Below are 17,101 nucleotides of genomic sequence, written 5' to 3' on the forward strand. Positions count from 1 at the left end.
CTTCGCTTCGCTCGCAATGACGAGTTTTGCGAAGTTACCCCAGCAATTCCTCAATCTCTTTTCTGAGCTGCTCCGGTTTCGTCGTCGGCGCGTGGCGCGACACCACCTTGCCGTCGCGCCCGACCAGGAACTTCGTGAAATTCCATTTGATCCCGCTGCCGAGCAAGCCGGTCTTTTCCTTCTTCAGATGCTTGAAGATCGGATCAGCGGCATCGCCATTCACGTCGATCTTCGCCATCACCGGAAAGCTGACGTCGTAGGTCAGCGAACAGAAATTCGCGATTTCAGCCGCATCGCCTGGCTCCTGAGCACCGAACTGGTTGCAAGGAAACGCCAGGATCTCGAGCCCGCGGTCTTTGTAATCGCGGTACAGTTCCTCCAGCCCCTCATATTGCGGGGTGAAACCGCATTTCGACGCGGTGTTGACGATCAGCAGCACCTTGCCGCGATAATCCGCCATCGACTGGCTCGCCCCACCGGGCAGCGGCGCCGAAAGATCGTAAAGTGCCATTAGTCCATCCCCTGTCGATCAAGGCCGCAGCCTACGCCTCTATCCGCCCGTCGTGCAAGCGCAGCACGCGATCCATCCGCGCCGCCAGCCGCTCGTTATGCGTCGCGACCAGCGCTGCCGAGCCATGATCGCGCACCAGACTGACGAACTGGTCGAATACCCGGTCAGCGGTCGCCTCATCCAGATTACCCGTCGGCTCGTCCGCCAGAACCAGCATCGGTCGGTTTGCCAGCGCGCGCGCCACCGCGACGCGCTGCTGCTCGCCGCCCGACAGCTTGCTGGGCTTGTGCTGCAATCGCTCGCCAAGTCCCAACCGGCCGAGAAGCTCAGCGGCGCGTTCCTCGGCGTCGCGCTGCGCCGTCCCTCGGATCAGCTGCGGCAAGATCACATTCTCGATCGCATTGAAATCAGGCAGCAAATGATGGAATTGATAGACAAAGCCGATCTTTTCGCGCCGCGTCTTCGTCCGCTCGCCTTGATCATATTGAGTCACGTCGGCGCCGTCGATGCGGATCGTCCCGTCGAACCCGCCTTCGAGCAGCCCGACCGCCTGCAACATCGTCGACTTGCCCGATCCCGACGGGCCGAGCAGCGCAACGATCTCGCCGCGCTTCAGATGCGCATCGACGCCGCGCAGGACGTCGATCGTCACCTCACCCTGCGTGAAGCTGCGCTTGAGCGCGGTCAGTTCCAGGATCATGTCACTCATACCGCAGCACCTGTACCGGATCGGTGTTCGCTGCCTTGAACGCCGGATACAGCGTCGCGAGGAAGCTGAAGACGACGGCCATCAACGCGATGCCGGTAATCTCGAACGGATCGGGTTTCGACGGCAATTCGGTCAGGAAACGGATCGACGGATCCCAGAGCGGCTGCCCGGTCAGGAACTCAACCCCGCGGAGTACGCCGGCGCGGAAATAAAGCAGGCCAAAACCGAACGCCATGCCCATCAACGTCCCCGCGATGCCAATCGACAGGCCGATCGCCATGAAGATGCGCAGCACCGCGTCGCGCGGCGCCCCCATCGTGCGGAGGATCGCCATGTCGCGCGTCTTGGCGCGCACCAGCATGATCAGCGACGACACGATGTTGAACGCGGCGACCAAAACGATCAGCGACAGGATCACGAACATCGCCACGCGCTCGATCGACAGCGCCTCGAACAGGCTGGCGTTCATCGACCGCCAGTCGGAAACGACCGCCTGCGCCGCCACCTTTTCGGCAAGCGGTTTCAATATCTCACCGACCTTGTCGGGGTCGGTCGTCTTGATCTCGATCATCTGGACCTGATCACCGGTCAGCAGCAACAGCTGCGCGTCCTCCATCGGCATCACGACATAGGCCTTATCGAAATCATAAACGCCGATCTCGAAAATCGCCGATATGCGATAGCTGATTTCGCGCGGCACGGTGCCGAATGGTGTCGACCGGCCTGCGGGATTGATGATCGTCAGGTTCGACCCGACGGTGGCCCCCAGGTTGCGCGCCAGCTCGCTACCGATCGCGATATTGCCCGATCCGGGGGTCAGCGTATTCAGGCTGCCTTGCAGCACCTTGCCATTCAGCGTCTCGTTCTTGCGGATGTCGGGCACCAGCATCCCGCGCACCAAAATTCCCTCGACGCGTCCGCTGAAGGTACCGAGCAGAGGCTGCTCGATCAGCGGCGTGGCCGAAACGACGCCGGGCGTTGCCCTCGCCTGTTTCAATACGTCCTGCCAGTTGTCGATCCGCCCGCCGAACCCCTGCACCACCGCATGGCCGTTCAGCCCGACGATCTTGTCGAACAGGTCGGCGCGGACCCCGTTCATCACGCTCATCACGATCACCAGCGCGGCAACGCCGAGCGTGACCGCCATAAAGCTGAACGCCGCCGCGACAAAGATGAACCCTTCGCCGCGCTGCGGAAGCATATAGCGTTTGAAGATGGTGCGTTCGTAAGGACGCAGGATCATGGGGCGATGGGCCTTTGCGGCGCATGGGAAATGACACGCATGGCGCCGCTTTAAGCAGCAGCGGCGCGGCTGGCAATGGCCGCTGGCATGACGTCATCTTGCGACCGAGTCGCAGAATATGTTGCCCATCGGCCACAGCAGCGGCCAAAACGGCCGCCGAACGGCTTCCACAGCGTGACAAACCGCGCCCTTGCGCCTAGCCCGATGACTTCTGGATCAAGCGGCCCAAGGCCCGGTTTCAGGGAGTGCAGGCCTTTCGCCGGGTTTGCAACAAAAGGGGATGGCGGTGTTCGTCAACACGCGCCCGGGTTTCGCAAGAGGCCCGGGCGTTGTGATTCCGACGCTAAGCGTCGCAAATGCCCTTAATCCCATTCGTCATCCCGGACTTGATCCGGGATCCACGACTTCAGCGCGGCAGTGGATCCCGGATCAAGTCCGGGATGACGATGAGGACAGGGTCGGCTTCGGCCGCCTTCTACCCCTCGCTCTCGCTGATATCCTCCAGCATATCGGTATCGAGCACCCGCACCCGTCCCTGTTCGAGCGAGATGACCCCCGATTCCTCCCAGCTCCTCAGCTGGCGGTTGATGTGCTCGCGGCTCATGCCTGCGAAATTGCCTAGCTCGGTCTGGCTCAGCTCGACGCGATGCGACGCCTCGACGTCCTTGCGAATCAAGCGTTTAAGATAGCGCGCGAGCCGCGGACCCGACGCATAGGCGCGGTCGCTTTCGATCGTCTGGTCGGCGGTGCGCAGCCGCCGTGCGAGCTGTTGCATCAGCGACCAGGCGAAGTCGGGATGGCTCGCGGCAAAATCGCGCAGCGCATTGCGGCCGAGCTGGAGCGCGACGCCGGCGCTGGTGGCGACCACCGATGCGGTGCGTTCGCCGCCGTCTAACAGCGCGATCTCGCCCAGCACCGCGCCGGGTTCGGCGTAAGCGAGCACAATCTCCCGCCCGCCCGCGGTCAGCATCGACACCCTCGCAGTGCCTTCGGTCAGGATCAACAGGCTGTCGCCCGCATCGCCTTGGCTCAAAATCTCTTTGCCCTTGGTGAAATTCACCTGCACTGCGCGGCCGGCGAGGTCGGCCCAATCCTGAATCGACAGGCCGGAAAAGATACTGTCAGGGCCCTGCAATTCGGCAAGTTTCGCGTGATCCATGCCCCTAAAACCCCTTTATGCGACCGCCGCTTAGACCAGCCGGCTCTGCTTGACCGCCGCTTCGATGAAGCCCGCGAACAACGGATGCGGGTCGAAGGGCTTTGATTTGAGCTCCGGATGGAACTGAACCCCGATAAACCACGGATGGTCCGGCCGCTCAACGATTTCCGGCAACATGCCATCGGGCGACATGCCTGAAAAGACCAGACCGCCCTTTTCGAGGCTTTCGCGATAGGCGCCATTGACCTCGTACCGGTGACGGTGGCGCTCGCTGATGTCGTTCGCGCCATAAACGCTCGCGACATGGCTGTTCGGCGACAGCTTGGCCTCATAGGCGCCCAGCCGCATCGTGCCGCCCATGTCGGTATTGGCGCCGCGCTGTTGCAACCCTTCGGCGCTCATCCATTCGGTGATCAGACCAACAACCGGCTCGTCTGTTTTGCCAAATTCGGTGCTTGACGCATCGGCAATGCCGCTCGTGTTCCGCGCGCCTTCGATGCATGCCATCTGCATCCCCAGACAGATGCCGAAAAATGGTACGTTGCGCTCACGGGCAAAGCGCACGCTTGAAATCTTGCCTTCGGACCCGCGCTCGCCGAACCCGCCGGGGACTAGAATGCCGTGCAGCGGTTCCAGATTGGCGGCCAGATCTTCGTCGCGCTCGAACATTTCGGCGTCGAGCCAGCGGATATTGACCTTCACACGGTGCGCCATGCCGCCATGGACCAGCGCTTCGTTCAGCGATTTATAGGCATCAGGCAGCGACACATATTTGCCGACGACGCCGATGGTCACCTCACCCTCGGGATGCTGTTTGCGATCCATGATGTCGTACCAGCGCGACAGGTCGGGTGCCGGAGCGTCAACGAGGCCAAAATGGCGCAGCACTTCGCCGTCGAGGCCTTCGCCATGATATTGCACCGGCACCGAATAGATGCTGTCGGCGTCGAGCGCGGGGATCACCGCTTCCTTTCGCACGTTGCAGAATTGCGCGATCTTGGCGCGCTCGCCATCGGGCAACGGGCGTTCGCAGCGGCACAGCAGAATGTCCGGCTGGACGCCAAGCGACGCGAGTTCGCGTACGCTATGCTGGGTGGGCTTGGTCTTCAGCTCACCTGCGGCGGCGATGTACGGCACCAACGTAACATGGACCGACAGCGTCTTGTCGCGGCCCTCCTCATTACGCAGTTGACGGATCGCCTCGATGAACGGGAGCGATTCGATGTCGCCGACCGTGCCGCCGATTTCGCACAGAACAAAGTCGAGATCGTCCAGCTCGGCGCGTGCAAACGCCTTGATCGCATCGGTGACGTGCGGAATGACCTGCACCGTTGCACCCAGATAGTCCCCGCGGCGTTCCTTGGTGATGATGTCGCGGTAAATGCGGCCCGACGTCACATTGTCGCTCTGCCGCGCCGCAACCCCGGTAAAGCGTTCATAATGGCCCAGATCGAGGTCGGTTTCGGCGCCGTCATCGGTCACATAGACCTCGCCATGCTGGTACGGCGACATCGTGCCGGGATCGACGTTCAGATAGGGATCGAACTTGCGAATCCGGACGCGATAGCCGCGCGCTTGCAACAAAGCCGCGAGGCTAGCTGCCATCAAACCTTTGCCAAGCGAGGAGACCACGCCGCCGGTGATAAAAATGAACCGCGCCATGGGAGGAAAGACTTACTCAACGGGAGGGGGACGGCGCAAGCCGTCGAATCGCAAACGGCGGAAAATATTTCCGCCGCGCGGGTTTTGCCGGATGCCGAAGCTTCCGATTATTGCTTGGCGGGTGCCTGAGCGGGCGGCGGCGCGGTTTCTTGCGTCGCGGCAGCGGCGGCAGCGGCCAACGGATCATCGCTCACCGGGGCAGGAGCGGCGGCGGGTGCGCCCTGTGCGGGCGCTGCCGGACCCGTCAGCGACGACGTCGGCGCCGCGCCGCTTGTCTGCGCAGCCTTCGACAGCGACGTGTCGATCGTGGACCCGCTGCGACCGACCGAGGCCATCGCGGCGAGCAGGATCGACAGGCCGACAAACAGCGTCGCCAGGATGGTTGTTGCCCGGGTCATGAAATCCGCCGCGCCGCGCGCCGAAAGCAGGCCTGCAGGGCTGCCCCCGACACCCAGGCCGCCACCTTCCGACTTTTGCATCAGAATGACGCCGATCATCGCCGCGGCAACAAGCGCCTGGACGACGAGCACGAAGGTGAAAAGGCTGGACATCATATTTTCCCGAACTTGCGCCGCCTCACACGGACCGCGCCCGCGGCGCACATAGAGATGAAGCGGCTTGGCTTCAAGCCAAAGCATGCTTTGCCCACGCCTCCTATCCCGTTCGCGTCGAGCGAAGTCGAGGCACCAGTCGGACCAGCGGAAAGTCGGGGGCATCTCGACTTGGCTCGATGCAAACGGAAATATCGGTCGATTAAAGGCCCGCAGCCGCCGCAACAATCGGGACGAACTTCGCCGCTGTCAGGCTCGCACCGCCGACCAGCGCCCCATCGACATCGCCCGCGCGCAGCAACTCGGCGGCGTTGTCGCCATTGACCGATCCGCCATACAGGATCCGCATATCGTCCGCCGCACCGCCAAAGCGCGCCGCCAGCGCGCCGCGGATCGCACCATGCAGCGCCGCGACGTCGCCTACCGTCGGGACCAGCCCCGTGCCGATCGCCCAGATCGGTTCATAGGCGATCGCCAGCCGGTCGGCGGCAAAATCATCGGGAACCGATCCCGCAATCTGCGCCAGCACATAATCGATCGCCCCGCCCGATTCGCGAATTTCGCGCGGCTCGCCGACGCACAATATGACCGACAATCCGGCGCTCAGTCCCGCCTCGGCTTTGGCGCGCACATCGGCATCGCCCTCGCCGCATCCTTCGCGCCGCTCGCTATGCCCGACGATCACCACGCTGGCGCCCAGATCGGCCAGCATCGACGCCGCAACCGATCCGGTAAAGGCGCCAGAATTCTCGCTGTGGCAATCCTGACCGCCGACCGCCGCACCCGGCGCCGCCGCGACCAGCGCGCCAACCAGCGTGAACGGTGGGCAAATTGCAACATCGACCGCGGCATGGTTGGCCGCCGCGGCGAAGATCGCCTGCGCGTCGGCGATCGACGCCTTCACGCCGTTCATTTTCCAGTTGCCGACCACATATTTACGCCGTGCCATTGCTATGCCTCCCCCACTCTCCGGTTGCTGGTGAAGCCCTAGCGGCGCGCAAGGGCGATAGGCAAGCGGTGTGACGTCGCCGTGAAAAGCCCTTATCGCGCCTTGATGCACCGCCATCGCGGCTCTAAAGCAACGCCGATCCGCGCATCCCTGCGCCCCGCCGAAAGACTGTACGCCCCATGATTACTGCCATCCGCCGCATGTTCTCGTCGACCATCGGCAAATTCCTCGCCCTGGCTTTCGTTGTGCTCGTTGGCCTCGCCTTTGCGCTCGGCGATGTCACCGGCAATTCGAACTTCGGCGGGATCGGCGGCGCCAACGTCGCCAAGGTCGGCAGCGAGGAAATCGGTGTTGGCGAGCTGCGCGATCGCGTTCGCATGGCCTATAATCAGGCGCGCCAAAACCAGCCCGGGATGACGATGGCGGCGTTCGTCGAATCGGGCGGCCTCGACCAGGTGCTCAACCAGATGGTCGAGGGGCTGGCGTTCGACCAATTGGCGACCGCGATGGGCTTTGGCGTCAGCAAGCGGCTGGTCGATGGCCGTATCGCCGACATCCCCGCCTTTGCCGGTGTGTCGGGCAGCTTCGATCAGACGCGGTTCGAATCCTTCCTGCGCGAAAATGGTATGACCGAGACACAGCTGCGCCGCGATTTGCGCCAGCAATTGCTGATCGAACAGCTTGCTGCACCGATCGGCGCGATGCCGCGTCTGGCAACGGGCATGGCGCAGCCCTATGCCGCGCTCCTGCTCGAACAGCGCCGCGGCCAGGCGACCTTCATCCCCGCCAGCCCATTTGCGCCCACCGCAGATCCCGGCGATGCGGCGCTGAAAACATATCTCACGCAAAATGCGGCCAAATTCACCGTGCCCGAGCGGCGGGTGATTCAATATGCGCAGTTCGATAGCGCCAGCGTGCCGGTTCCGGCCGTCACCGACGCCGAAATCGCCAAAGTTTATAAGGATAATGCCGCGCAATATGCCGCGAGCGAAACGCGCCGCTTTGCGCAGGTCATCGCCCCCGACCAGGCGACCGCGAACGCGCTCGCGGCAAAGGTGCGCGGCGGCACGTCGCTCGCCGCCGCCGCGCAAGCCGCCGGCCTGACAGCCTCGACCACCGGCGACCTTTCGCAGTCGGCCTATGCCGCAACCGCGACCGCCGCCGCCGCCAAGACCGCCTTCGCAGCCAAGCGCGGCGACTTGATCGGACCGATTCAGACCGGCCTCGGCTGGAGCGTGGCACGTGTCGAGGACGTCACCGCGCGGCCCGCCAAAACTCTCGCCGACGCCAGCCCCGACATCCGCACCGAGCTCGCCAAGAACAAGGCGAACGAGGCAATCGTCGATTATTACAATATGATTCAGGACGCCGTGAACAGCGGCGCGTCGATCGAAGAAATCGCCGCCGACCGCAAATTGACGCTCGGCACCACCCCGGCGCTGCTGCCCAGCGGCCGCGTTCCCGGCCAGCCCGCCTACACGCTGCCTCCCGAACTCGCACCGCTGGTCAGCCAGGCATTTCAGGGCAGCTCGGAAGGCGAAGGCCAGCTCGCGACGCTCGTCGAGAACGAGAAATTCGCGGTCTATGCGGTGAAATCGATCATCGCCGCGGCGCCGCCGCCGTTCGCGCAGATTCGCGCCGACCTGCTGTCCGACTGGCGCTTTGCCCAAGGGCAAAAGGTCGCCCGTGACAAAGCCCGCGCGATCGCCAAGGCTGTCGAAGGCGGCCAGACCCTTGGCGCCGCCGTGGCCGCCGCGGGACCCAATATCGGCAGTGTCCAGCTGATCGGTGGGCGCCGCGGCGAACTTGGCCAGAATGGTCAGCCGGTGCCGCCCGAACTCGCGTTGCTGTTCTCGATGGCAAAGAACAGCGTGAAGACGCTCGAAATCCCCGGCAATCGCGGCTGGATGGTGATCGCGCTCGCCGATGTCGAGCGCCCCGATCCGAAGTCGATCGAACCGCAACGGGTCGCCGCGATCGCCCAGCCGCTCGCCCCCGCCTTTGGCAATGAACTGATCGAACAACTCGCCGCCGAAGCCCGGCGCCGCGCCGGGGTGACGATCAACAAGGAACTGGTCGAACAGCTGCGCCAAGAACTCACCGGCACCGCGCCGGTCGCCGAATAGGCGTGAGCCTCGAAGGCAAAGCCGCTGCGCTCGAAGCCTTGGCTGGCGGGCGCGGCGCGGTCGTGTGGCAGCGGCTGATTGCCGATATCGAAACCCCGGTGTCGGCGGCGCTCAAGCTAATCGAGCCGGGGCGCGGCGACTGGGTCCTCGAATCGGTTGAAAGCGGCGAGACGCGCGGGCGTTACAGTCTGATCGGGCTCGACCCCGATCTGATGTTCGAAGTCACCGGCGACGCCGCGCGGATCAACCGCGACTGGCGCCAGGACCGCGAGGCTTTCGAACCCCTCGCCGCTCCTGCGCTCCAGGCGCTACGCGACCTCGTCGCCGAATGCCGGTTCGACGTCCCCGACGGTTTGCCCAAGGCGCTGGCGACGCTCGTCGGCTTTTTCGCTTATGAAACCATCGGCCTCGTCGAGCGCATCCCGCGCGCGCCCGGCGCCGGGCTCGGTCTCCCCGACATGGTGTTCGTGCGCCCGACGACGATCCTGGTGTTCGACCGCCTCGCCGACGAATTGTTCCTGATCGCGCCGATCTGGCCCGACGCCGATGGTGCGCTCGATCGTATGCTCGAGGCGGCGCAGGACCGCCTCGATACCATCGCTGCGCGCCTGACGAGCGCCAGCGCGCACGCCGACCGCGCCGTCACCGCCGCGCAGCCCGCCGACATCGGGCCGAACGCCGCAACAACCCCGGCGCAATTCGCGGCAATGGTCGCGGCGGCCAAGGATTATATCGCGGCAGGCGACATTTTTCAGGTCGTGCTGTCGCAGCGATTCTCGACCCCGTTCGACCTGCCGCCGTTCGACCTGTATCGCGCGCTTCGCCGCATCAATCCCTCGCCCTTCCTCTATTTTCTCGACCTCCCCGGCTTTGCCTTGATCGGATCGTCGCCCGAAATCCTCGTGCGTGTCCGCGATGGCGAGATCACGATCCGCCCCATCGCCGGAACCCGGCCGCGCGGCCGCACCAGCGCCGAAGATGTCGAGAACCGCGAATCGCTGCTCGCCGATCCCAAGGAACGCGCCGAACATCTGATGCTGCTAGATCTTGGTCGCAACGACGTCGGGCGAGCGGCTATCGGTGGCAGCGTCGTTGTGACCGACAGCTACACCGTCGAATTCTACAGCCACGTCATGCACATCGTGTCGAACGTCATCGGCCGCATCGCCCCCGACAAGGACGCGATCGACGCGCTGTTCGCGGGCTTTCCCGCCGGAACCGTCAGCGGCGCCCCAAAGGTGCGCGCCTGCCAGATCATCGCCGAACTCGAAGCCGACGCCCGCGGGCCTTATGCTGGCGGCGTCGGCTATTTTGCTCCCGACGGCAATATGGACAGCTGCATCGTGCTGCGTACCGCGATCGTCAAAGATGGCGAAATGCATGTCCAAGCCGGCGCGGGCATCGTCGCCGACAGCGACCCCGCCTATGAACAGCGCGAGTGCGAAGCCAAGGCCGGCGCGCTGTTCGCGGCAGCGCGCGAGGCGGTGCGGTTGGCCGTGACGCCGGGATATGGGCAATAGCTTGACCTGAACCGGGCGTGCGCTAGCCTTCCCGCCATGCACAAAGCTCTTGCCCCGCTCGCCCTGCTGCTTGCCAGCCTTCCTGCCCACGCCCAAACCCCTGCAGGCGCCGTCGAGGGCGATGCGATCCTCAAGGATTTCAGCTTCACTAGCGGCGAAAAACTGCCCGAACTCAAAATGCACTACACCACCCTCGGCACCCCGCAGCGCGACAAACAGGGCCATGTCACCAATGCGGTCATGATCCTCCACGGCACCGGCGGCACCGGCAAACAATTTTTCCAGCCGCAATTCGCCGGCGAGCTGTTCGGCCCCGGCCAGCTGCTCGATACCGCGAAATATTACATCATCCTGCCCGACAATATCGGCCACGGCGGCTCGTCGAAGCCCAGCGACGGGATGCGAATGGCATTCCCCAAATATGACTATGACGACATGGTCACCGCGCAGCACCGGATGCTCACGGAAAAGCTCGGGGTGAAAAAGCTCAAACTGATCCTTGGCACTTCCATGGGTTGCATGCATGCCTTCGTCTGGGGGGAGACCTACCCCGGTTTCGCCGAAAAACTCGCCCCTTTTGCATGCTTGCCGGTCGAGATTGCGGGGCAGAACCGGATGTGGCGCACGCTGTCGATCGACGCGATCAAGGCCGATCCGCTGTGGCAGGACGGCAATTATACCACAGCGCCCGCCGCGGGATTACGCACCGCCGCCGCGCTTTCGATGATCGCGGGCGCCAATCCCTATGCGTTGCAGGTCCAATATCCGACGCGCGCGGCGGCCGAGAAATACAAGGACGAAGCCTTTGCCCGCACCTTTGGTCGCAATGACGCCAATGACGTGATTTATCAGCTTGATAGCTCGCGAACCTATAATCCTTGGTCCAATCTCGAAAAGATCAATGTCCCGACGCTGTGGATCAACTCGGCCGATGATTTCATCAACCCGCCCGCCTACGGCATCACCGAAAAGGCAGTGGCGCGGATGAAAACGACGCGGTTCATCCTGATCCCCGCGAGCCCCGAAACCAAAGGCCACAGCACCCACACCTGGGCCAAGTTCTGGAAAGACGATCTGGCGAAGCTGATGGCCCGGTAAGCCACCTAATCGTCATTCCCACAAAAGCGGGTTCCAGTTACGACGTTCGCGCGCTGGGTTCCCGCTTTCGCGGGAATGACGAAGTTTGGTTTGCGGGTCGAAAAGCTTCTATCCCTTCCCCCGCCACCCCAAAATCGTTACGGGCCACCCCATGATCCTCGTCATCGACAATTACGACAGCTTCACCTTCAACCTCGTTCATTATCTGATCGAGCTGGGCGCCGACGTGCGCGTCGAGCGCAACGACGCGCTGACCGCATCGCAGGCGCTGGCCAGCGGCGCCGATGCGATCCTGATCTCGCCCGGTCCCTGTACCCCGAACGAGGCGGGGATCAGCCTCGACCTCGTCGCCGCCTGCGCCGACGCCCAGCGCCCGCTGCTCGGCGTCTGTCTCGGCCATCAGGCGATCGGCCAGCATTTCGGCGGCACCGTCCAGCGCGGCCATCTGATGCACGGCAAGACGTCGCCGGTGTGCCACGACGGCAGCGGGCTCTACGCCGGCCTGCCCTCGCCGTTTCAGGCGACGCGCTATCACAGCCTGGAAGTCGTTGATATTCCCGACTGTCTGATCATCAACGCGACCAGCGACGACGGCGCGGTCATGGGTTTCCGGCACGCCGAGCTGCCGATCCACGGCGTCCAGTTCCACCCCGAAAGCATCGCGACCGAACATGGCCATGCGATGCTCGCCAACTTCATGGCCATCGCCGGGCTGCCTGTCGCGGCGCGGCAAGCCGCATGAGCCGCTTCGGCCCGCTGCCCGATCCCGCGCATTTGCTCGATCATGACGAAGCGGCGCAGGCGTTCGCCGACATCCTCGACGCGCGGACCAGCGAGGACGAGATCGCCCAATTCCTCACCGCGCTGTCCGATCGCGGCGAAACCATGGTTGAAATCGCTGCCGCGGCGCAGGCGCTACGCGACCGGCTGCTCCCCATCGATGCCCCCGTCGGCGCGATCGACGTGTGCGGCACCGGCGGCGACGGCCACCACACGCTCAACGTCTCGACCGCCGTGGCGATCGTCGTGGCTGCATGCGAAGTACCTGTCGCAAAGCACGGAAATCGCGCGGCTTCGTCAAAATCCGGCGCCGCCGACACGCTCGAAGTGCTCGGCCTCGACATGGAGCGCGCGGGGCGCCTTGCCGAAGCCACCCTCGCCGATCTCGGCATCTGTTTCCTCTTCGCCGCCAACCACCATCCGGCGATGAAGCGCATCCAGCCGATCCGTCAAAAGCTTGCCCGCCGCACCATCTTCAACCTGATGGGGCCGCTCGCCAACCCCGCGCGCGTCACCCGCCAGTTGATCGGCATCGCGCGGCCCGGCTATGTCCCTGTTTACGCCGAGGCACTGCACCGGCTCGGCACCGACCATTCGCGCGTCGTCTCCGGCGACGAAGGCATCGACGAACTCTCGCTCGCGGGCGGCAACGAGGTGGCGGTGGTCAATGCCGAAGGCGTATTCATGCAGCGCAGCCACGCCGCCGATGCCGATCTGCCGACCCACCCGATCGAGGCCATCCGGGGCGGCGATGCGGCGCACAATGCGAACGCACTGCGCGAACTGCTGCAGGGCACACCCGGCGCCTATCGCGATGCGGTTTTGTACAACTCCGCCGAAGCGCTCGTCATTGCGGGCGCCGCCGCAACGCTGACAGACGGCGTCGAGGAGGCCGCCGAAGCGATCGACAAGGGGCTCGCCAACGCGCTCCTCAACTGCTGGATCGCCTATAAATGAACAAGCTGACCCAGATTTTGGCCACCAAGGCCGAAGAAGTCGCCGCGCGCCGCGCGCTGCGCTCGCTCACCGACCTCGACACGATCGACGCCGGCCCGGTGCGCGGCTTCCACGCCGCCTTGCAGGCAAAAATCGACGCGGGCGGCTTCGCTCTAATTGCCGAGATCAAGAAAGCCTCGCCTTCCAAGGGATTGATCCGGGGCGATTTCAACCCCGCCGACCACGCCCGCGCCTATTCAGCAGGCGGTGCGGCCTGCCTGTCGGTGCTGACCGATGCCCCCTATTTTCAGGGCCACGAAGATTATCTCGTCGCCGCACGTGCCGCCTGCGCCCTTCCCGCGCTGCGCAAGGATTTCATGATCGACCCCTGGCAGGTCGCCGAAGCGCGCGCGATCGGCGCCGATGCGATCCTGATCATCGTCGCCGCACTCGACGACGGCGCAATGCAAGAGATCGAGGCCGCCGCGATCGACCGCGGCATGGATGTGCTCGTCGAAGTCCACGACGAGGCCGAACTCGACCGCGCGCTGACCCGGCTGCAATCGCGCCTGATCGGCGTCAACAACCGCGACCTGCGCACCTTCGAAACCGATCTCGGCGTCACCGAACGCCTCGCCAAGCTGGTTCCCACGGGTACGCTGCTGGTCGGAGAAAGCGGCATCGCCGCCCACGCCGACTGCCAGCGCCTCGCGGCCAGCGGCGTGAAAACCTTCCTCGTTGGCGAAAGCCTGATGCGCCAGCTTGACGTCACAGCGGCAACCAAGGCGCTGCTCGAGGGCTGATGTCCCCTTAGGGGGTGGGCGACCGGACCTTCGCCCTTTATCATCGCACCCGCGAAGGCGGGGGCCGCAAGCGGCCTTTTCCTGCTCCGCTGCGTAAACCGTCAGCCGCCCCCGACTTCGCGGTGAGCGACGGCAGACTTTGGTCGATTCCGGCCATCGCGCCATATCGAAACGAGTGATCGGTATTGCGCCGCACACCAAGTAACCGATTAAAGGGGATATTTAAACCTTTGCCGGGATTGGCACCGACAAACAGGATGATCCTTTAAATTTTGGCACGAAACGGATATATTCCTGCCTCTTAACCAGAGAGAAATGGCAATGGCTGGATTTGCTCCTCATCGCGACGGTATCTTTTATTTGACCGAAGGCGGCCAAGAGACCGAGATTCAGTATCGTCACGGCTACGATCTCCCCGAATTTGCCATGTATCCGTTGCTTGCCAACGACCAAGCGATGGCCGCTCTGAAGGATATGTACAGCCGCGTGCTCGACGTCGCTGCCGAGCATGGCTTTGTCGCGATGCTTTCGGGCCTTGACTACCGCGGCAGTCCGGACTGGGGCGCAAAGCTCGGCTATTCACGCGACAGGCTCGCCGATGCCATCGAACAGTCGATCGACTTCCTGCGCGACGTTGCACGATCTTATGCCGCACAGATCCCTGCCATTCTGATTGGTGGTCAGGTCGGTCCACGTGGCGACGCCTATTCACTCAACCAAACAATAACCGCCGACGAAGCGGAAGATTATCACGCGTTTCAGCTTGAAGTGCACCAACGTGCGAACGTGGATTTTGTCTGGGCGGCTACCTTTAACAACGTCCCGGAGGCGCTGGGCGTCGCGCGTGCGGCCGCACGGATTGGTCTGCCGATTGGCATATCCTTTACGCTGGACAGCAACCATCGCCTCAAATCAGGCCCGAGCCTGAAAGAAGCCATCGAACAGGTGGATAAGGAAGCGGGCGACGCGAGACCGGATTTCTACGGCATCAACTGCTCGCACCCGATCGAATTCGAACCCGCACTTGAACCGGGCGATTGGAGCAAGAGACTTCGCAGTCTGCGGCCGAACGCGAGCGCGAAGGACAAGATCGACCTCTGCAAGTTAGGCCATATCGAAGATGGCGATCCAGTTGACCTCGGCCAACGCATGGGCGCCTTGGCGCAACGCTTTCCTCAAATTGATATCCTTGGCGGCTGCTGTGGAACATGGGCGCCTCACCTCGATGAAATCGCTCGGAACGTGCGTCCATCAATATGAGCATGTGATCCGTCTCAACGCCGACTTTCGAGATGGCATCGACCAAGCCGCCTCCACCGCTATCTCCCCTTGCCTTTCCCACGCCACCTTGCTTCGCTCCCGCCATGACCCTCAAACCGACTCATCTCGATGACACCGGCGCCGCGCACATGGTCGATGTCGGCGCCAAGCCCGTGACCCAGCGCCGCGCCGTTGCCAGCGGTCGCATCACCATGTCGGCGGACGCGCTCAATGCGATCCGTGGCGGCAACGCGCCCAAGGGCGACGTGCTGTCGACCGCGCGCATCGCCGGGATCATGGCTGCGAAACGAACGGCCGATCTGATCCCGCTGTGCCACCCGCTGGCGCTGACCAAAGTCGGGGTCGACTTTGCATGGGAAGCCAAAGGCATCGCTGTCACCGCCACCGCCGCAACCTCCGGCCCGACCGGGGTCGAGATGGAGGCGCTCACCGCTGCGTCGGTCGCGCTGCTGACGCTTTACGACATGGCGAAGGCGCTCGACCGCGCGATGGTGATCGGCGACATCCGCCTGCTCGAAAAAAGCGGCGGCCGTTCGGGCGACTGGCGCGCCGAATGAGCGCGCCGCTGCCGGTCGAAGAGGCGCAGACGCGGCTGCTGGCGCTGCACGACCCGCTGCTTCCCGAAAAAATATCGTTTTCCGAATGCTTTGGCCGCTACACATCAAATGATGTCATCGCCCAGCGCGATCAGCCCGCCGCGCCATTATCGGCCATGGACGGCTATGCGATCCGCTTCGATGACCTCCCCGGCCCGTGGACCGTCGTCGGCGAAAGCGCCGCCGGAGCGGCGCCGGAACGAGCCGTGGGCACAGGCGAAGCAGTGCGCATCTTCACCGGCGCGATCGTTCCACAAGGCGCCGACACCATCATCGTGCAGGAAGATGTCGCTGCCGAAGGCGCCGCACTAACCCTGACAGGCGACGGCCCCGGCTCGCGCGGCCGCCATATCCGCGCCCGCGCGAGCGATTTCGCCGCGGGCGATTGCCTGCTCTCCGCAGGAACCCGCCTGACCCCGGGGGCGATCGCCGCCGCCGCGATGAGCGGCGCCGAACAGCTCGCGGTCGGTCGCCGCGCACGCGTCGCGATCCTCACCACCGGCGACGAACTCGTCCAGGCCGGACGGCCGCTGTCCGCGGGGCAGATCCCCGACAGCAACAGCCCGATGCTGTCGGCACTTCTCGCTGGCGAACCCGCGGTCGTCAGCCTGCCGCACCATATCCGTGATGACCGCGCGATACTAACCAAGGTTTTGAAAGATCTGGCGCGACGTCACGACGTCATCGTCACCGTCGGCGGCGCTTCGGTCGGTGATCATGACCATGTCCGCGGTTCGCTGCTGGATGCGGGCGGCCGCATCGATTTCTGGAAGATCGCGATGCGCCCCGGCAAGCCGCTGATCGCCGGGACGATCGGCGATGCCGTCCTGCTTGGCCTGCCCGGCAACCCCTCGTCGGCCTTCGTCACCGCGACGCTGTTCCTGCTCCCGCTCGTCCGCCACCTCGCTGGCGCGCGCGATCCGCTCCCCGCGATCCATCAGGCGCCGCTAACGACGGCCTTGGACGGCGGCGGCGGGCGCCGCGACTATCTGCGCGCGCGACTCGAAAACGGACGGCTCACCCCCCCTCATCGGCCAGGACAGCGGCATGACGCTGCCGCTGGCCGCGGCGAACGCGCTGCTGATCCGTGACATCGCCGCGCCGCCGCGCGACGCGGGCGACATGGCAGACTATGTCGTCATCGCTTGACAAGTCCCGCTCTGTTCCACTATCGTTC

The 17,101-nt window shown here is 64.2% G+C and carries 16 protein-coding genes; 9 read left to right on the plus strand and 7 right to left on the minus strand.

Annotated elements, in window-relative coordinates:
• Window positions 1–34: 34 nt before the first annotated feature.
• The 7 genes from ACQY6T_RS00045 to tpiA all read right to left on the minus strand — a co-directional run bounded on the left by ACQY6T_RS00045 (window position 35) and on the right by tpiA (window position 6,784).
• A complete protein-coding gene (locus tag ACQY6T_RS00045; protein ID WP_428627002.1) occupies window positions 35–511 on the minus strand; it encodes a glutathione peroxidase in 477 nt (158 codons plus the stop codon).
• A 31-nt stretch (window positions 512–542) separates the two neighbouring features.
• Window positions 543–1,220 carry an ABC transporter ATP-binding protein gene (locus tag ACQY6T_RS00050; RefSeq protein ID WP_428627005.1) on the minus strand — a complete coding sequence of 226 codons (678 nt, stop codon included), beginning with the start codon at window positions 1,218–1,220 and terminating at the stop codon, window positions 543–545.
• Window positions 1,213–2,463, minus strand: a complete 1,251-nt coding sequence (locus ACQY6T_RS00055; RefSeq protein ID WP_428627007.1) for a lipoprotein-releasing ABC transporter permease subunit — start codon at window positions 2,461–2,463, stop codon at window positions 1,213–1,215. The genes ACQY6T_RS00050 and ACQY6T_RS00055 overlap by 8 nt, the downstream gene beginning before the upstream one ends.
• A gap of 475 nt (window positions 2,464–2,938) precedes the next feature.
• Complete coding sequence (locus ACQY6T_RS00060) at window positions 2,939–3,622, minus strand: Crp/Fnr family transcriptional regulator (protein WP_428627010.1); 684 nt, start codon at window positions 3,620–3,622, stop codon at window positions 2,939–2,941.
• A 30-nt stretch (window positions 3,623–3,652) separates the two neighbouring features.
• Window positions 3,653–5,284, minus strand: a complete 1,632-nt coding sequence (locus tag ACQY6T_RS00065) for a CTP synthase (protein WP_428627013.1) — start codon at window positions 5,282–5,284, stop codon at window positions 3,653–3,655.
• A 107-nt stretch (window positions 5,285–5,391) separates the two neighbouring features.
• Window positions 5,392–5,838: a preprotein translocase subunit SecG gene (gene secG, locus ACQY6T_RS00070; protein ID WP_428628791.1), complete on the minus strand. Its 447-nt coding sequence runs from the start codon at window positions 5,836–5,838 to the stop codon at window positions 5,392–5,394.
• A gap of 199 nt (window positions 5,839–6,037) precedes the next feature.
• Window positions 6,038–6,784: a triose-phosphate isomerase gene (gene tpiA, locus ACQY6T_RS00075; RefSeq protein WP_428627015.1), complete on the minus strand. Its 747-nt coding sequence runs from the start codon at window positions 6,782–6,784 to the stop codon at window positions 6,038–6,040.
• 179 nt (window positions 6,785–6,963) lie between these two features.
• Between tpiA and ACQY6T_RS00080 the strand changes: the two genes are divergently transcribed.
• From ACQY6T_RS00080 to ACQY6T_RS00120, 9 genes are all read left to right on the plus strand, one after another.
• Entirely contained in the window at window positions 6,964–8,910 is a 1,947-nt protein-coding gene (locus ACQY6T_RS00080) for a SurA N-terminal domain-containing protein (RefSeq protein WP_428627018.1), read from the plus strand.
• Between the two features lie 2 nt (window positions 8,911–8,912).
• On the plus strand, window positions 8,913–10,430 hold the full coding sequence (gene trpE / locus ACQY6T_RS00085) for an anthranilate synthase component I (protein WP_428627021.1): 1,518 nt from the start codon (window positions 8,913–8,915) through the stop codon (window positions 10,428–10,430).
• Window positions 10,431–10,466: 36 nt separating this feature from the next.
• Window positions 10,467–11,528 carry an alpha/beta fold hydrolase gene (locus tag ACQY6T_RS00090; RefSeq protein WP_428627024.1) on the plus strand — a complete coding sequence of 354 codons (1,062 nt, stop codon included), beginning with the start codon at window positions 10,467–10,469 and terminating at the stop codon, window positions 11,526–11,528.
• 151 nt (window positions 11,529–11,679) lie between these two features.
• The gene (locus tag ACQY6T_RS00095; RefSeq protein WP_428627027.1) at window positions 11,680–12,270 is read left to right on the plus strand and encodes an anthranilate synthase component II; all 591 of its coding nucleotides are present in this window, start codon (window positions 11,680–11,682) and stop codon (window positions 12,268–12,270) included.
• Window positions 12,267–13,265, plus strand: a complete 999-nt coding sequence (gene trpD / locus ACQY6T_RS00100; protein WP_428627029.1) for an anthranilate phosphoribosyltransferase — start codon at window positions 12,267–12,269, stop codon at window positions 13,263–13,265. The genes ACQY6T_RS00095 and trpD overlap by 4 nt, the downstream gene beginning before the upstream one ends.
• The gene (gene trpC / locus ACQY6T_RS00105) at window positions 13,262–14,047 is read left to right on the plus strand and encodes an indole-3-glycerol phosphate synthase TrpC (RefSeq protein WP_428627032.1); all 786 of its coding nucleotides are present in this window, start codon (window positions 13,262–13,264) and stop codon (window positions 14,045–14,047) included. Before trpD ends, trpC begins: the two co-directional genes overlap by 4 nt.
• Before the next feature lie 321 nt (window positions 14,048–14,368).
• Window positions 14,369–15,307, plus strand: coding sequence for a homocysteine S-methyltransferase family protein (locus ACQY6T_RS00110; protein WP_428627034.1), 939 nt, complete (start codon window positions 14,369–14,371; stop codon window positions 15,305–15,307).
• A gap of 104 nt (window positions 15,308–15,411) precedes the next feature.
• On the plus strand, window positions 15,412–15,885 hold the full coding sequence (moaC, locus tag ACQY6T_RS00115; protein ID WP_428627036.1) for a cyclic pyranopterin monophosphate synthase MoaC: 474 nt from the start codon (window positions 15,412–15,414) through the stop codon (window positions 15,883–15,885).
• Window positions 15,882–17,015, plus strand: a complete 1,134-nt coding sequence (locus tag ACQY6T_RS00120) for a molybdopterin molybdotransferase MoeA (protein ID WP_428627039.1) — start codon at window positions 15,882–15,884, stop codon at window positions 17,013–17,015. The genes moaC and ACQY6T_RS00120 overlap by 4 nt, the downstream gene beginning before the upstream one ends.
• Window positions 17,016–17,101 lie beyond the last annotated feature (86 nt).

Origin of the sequence: Sphingopyxis sp. (genome assembly GCF_965279725.1) — a bacterium.
Taxonomy (GTDB): Bacteria; Pseudomonadota; Alphaproteobacteria; order Sphingomonadales; family Sphingomonadaceae; genus Sphingopyxis.

Excerpts from the sequence above, each read along its gene's own strand:
- tpiA (WP_428627015.1), bottom strand. The coding sequence starts at position 6,784 with ATGGCACGGCGTAAATATGTGGTCGGCAACTGGAAAATGAACGGCGTG.
- ACQY6T_RS00110 (WP_428627034.1), top strand. The coding sequence starts at position 14,369 with ATGGCTGGATTTGCTCCTCATCGCGACGGTATCTTTTATTTGACCGAA.
- ACQY6T_RS00045 (WP_428627002.1), bottom strand. The coding sequence starts at position 511 with ATGGCACTTTACGATCTTTCGGCGCCGCTGCCCGGTGGGGCGAGCCAG.
- ACQY6T_RS00060 (WP_428627010.1), bottom strand. The coding sequence starts at position 3,622 with ATGGATCACGCGAAACTTGCCGAATTGCAGGGCCCTGACAGTATCTTT.
- ACQY6T_RS00080 (WP_428627018.1), top strand. The coding sequence starts at position 6,964 with ATGATTACTGCCATCCGCCGCATGTTCTCGTCGACCATCGGCAAATTC.
- ACQY6T_RS00120 (WP_428627039.1), top strand. The coding sequence starts at position 15,882 with ATGAGCGCGCCGCTGCCGGTCGAAGAGGCGCAGACGCGGCTGCTGGCG.
- moaC (WP_428627036.1), top strand. The coding sequence starts at position 15,412 with ATGACCCTCAAACCGACTCATCTCGATGACACCGGCGCCGCGCACATG.
- trpC (WP_428627032.1), top strand. The coding sequence starts at position 13,262 with ATGAACAAGCTGACCCAGATTTTGGCCACCAAGGCCGAAGAAGTCGCC.
- ACQY6T_RS00090 (WP_428627024.1), top strand. The coding sequence starts at position 10,467 with ATGCACAAAGCTCTTGCCCCGCTCGCCCTGCTGCTTGCCAGCCTTCCT.
- trpD (WP_428627029.1), top strand. The coding sequence starts at position 12,267 with ATGAGCCGCTTCGGCCCGCTGCCCGATCCCGCGCATTTGCTCGATCAT.
- ACQY6T_RS00065 (WP_428627013.1), bottom strand. The coding sequence starts at position 5,284 with ATGGCGCGGTTCATTTTTATCACCGGCGGCGTGGTCTCCTCGCTTGGC.
- ACQY6T_RS00095 (WP_428627027.1), top strand. The coding sequence starts at position 11,680 with ATGATCCTCGTCATCGACAATTACGACAGCTTCACCTTCAACCTCGTT.
- ACQY6T_RS00050 (WP_428627005.1), bottom strand. The coding sequence starts at position 1,220 with ATGAGTGACATGATCCTGGAACTGACCGCGCTCAAGCGCAGCTTCACG.
- ACQY6T_RS00055 (WP_428627007.1), bottom strand. The coding sequence starts at position 2,463 with ATGATCCTGCGTCCTTACGAACGCACCATCTTCAAACGCTATATGCTT.
- secG (WP_428628791.1), bottom strand. The coding sequence starts at position 5,838 with ATGATGTCCAGCCTTTTCACCTTCGTGCTCGTCGTCCAGGCGCTTGTT.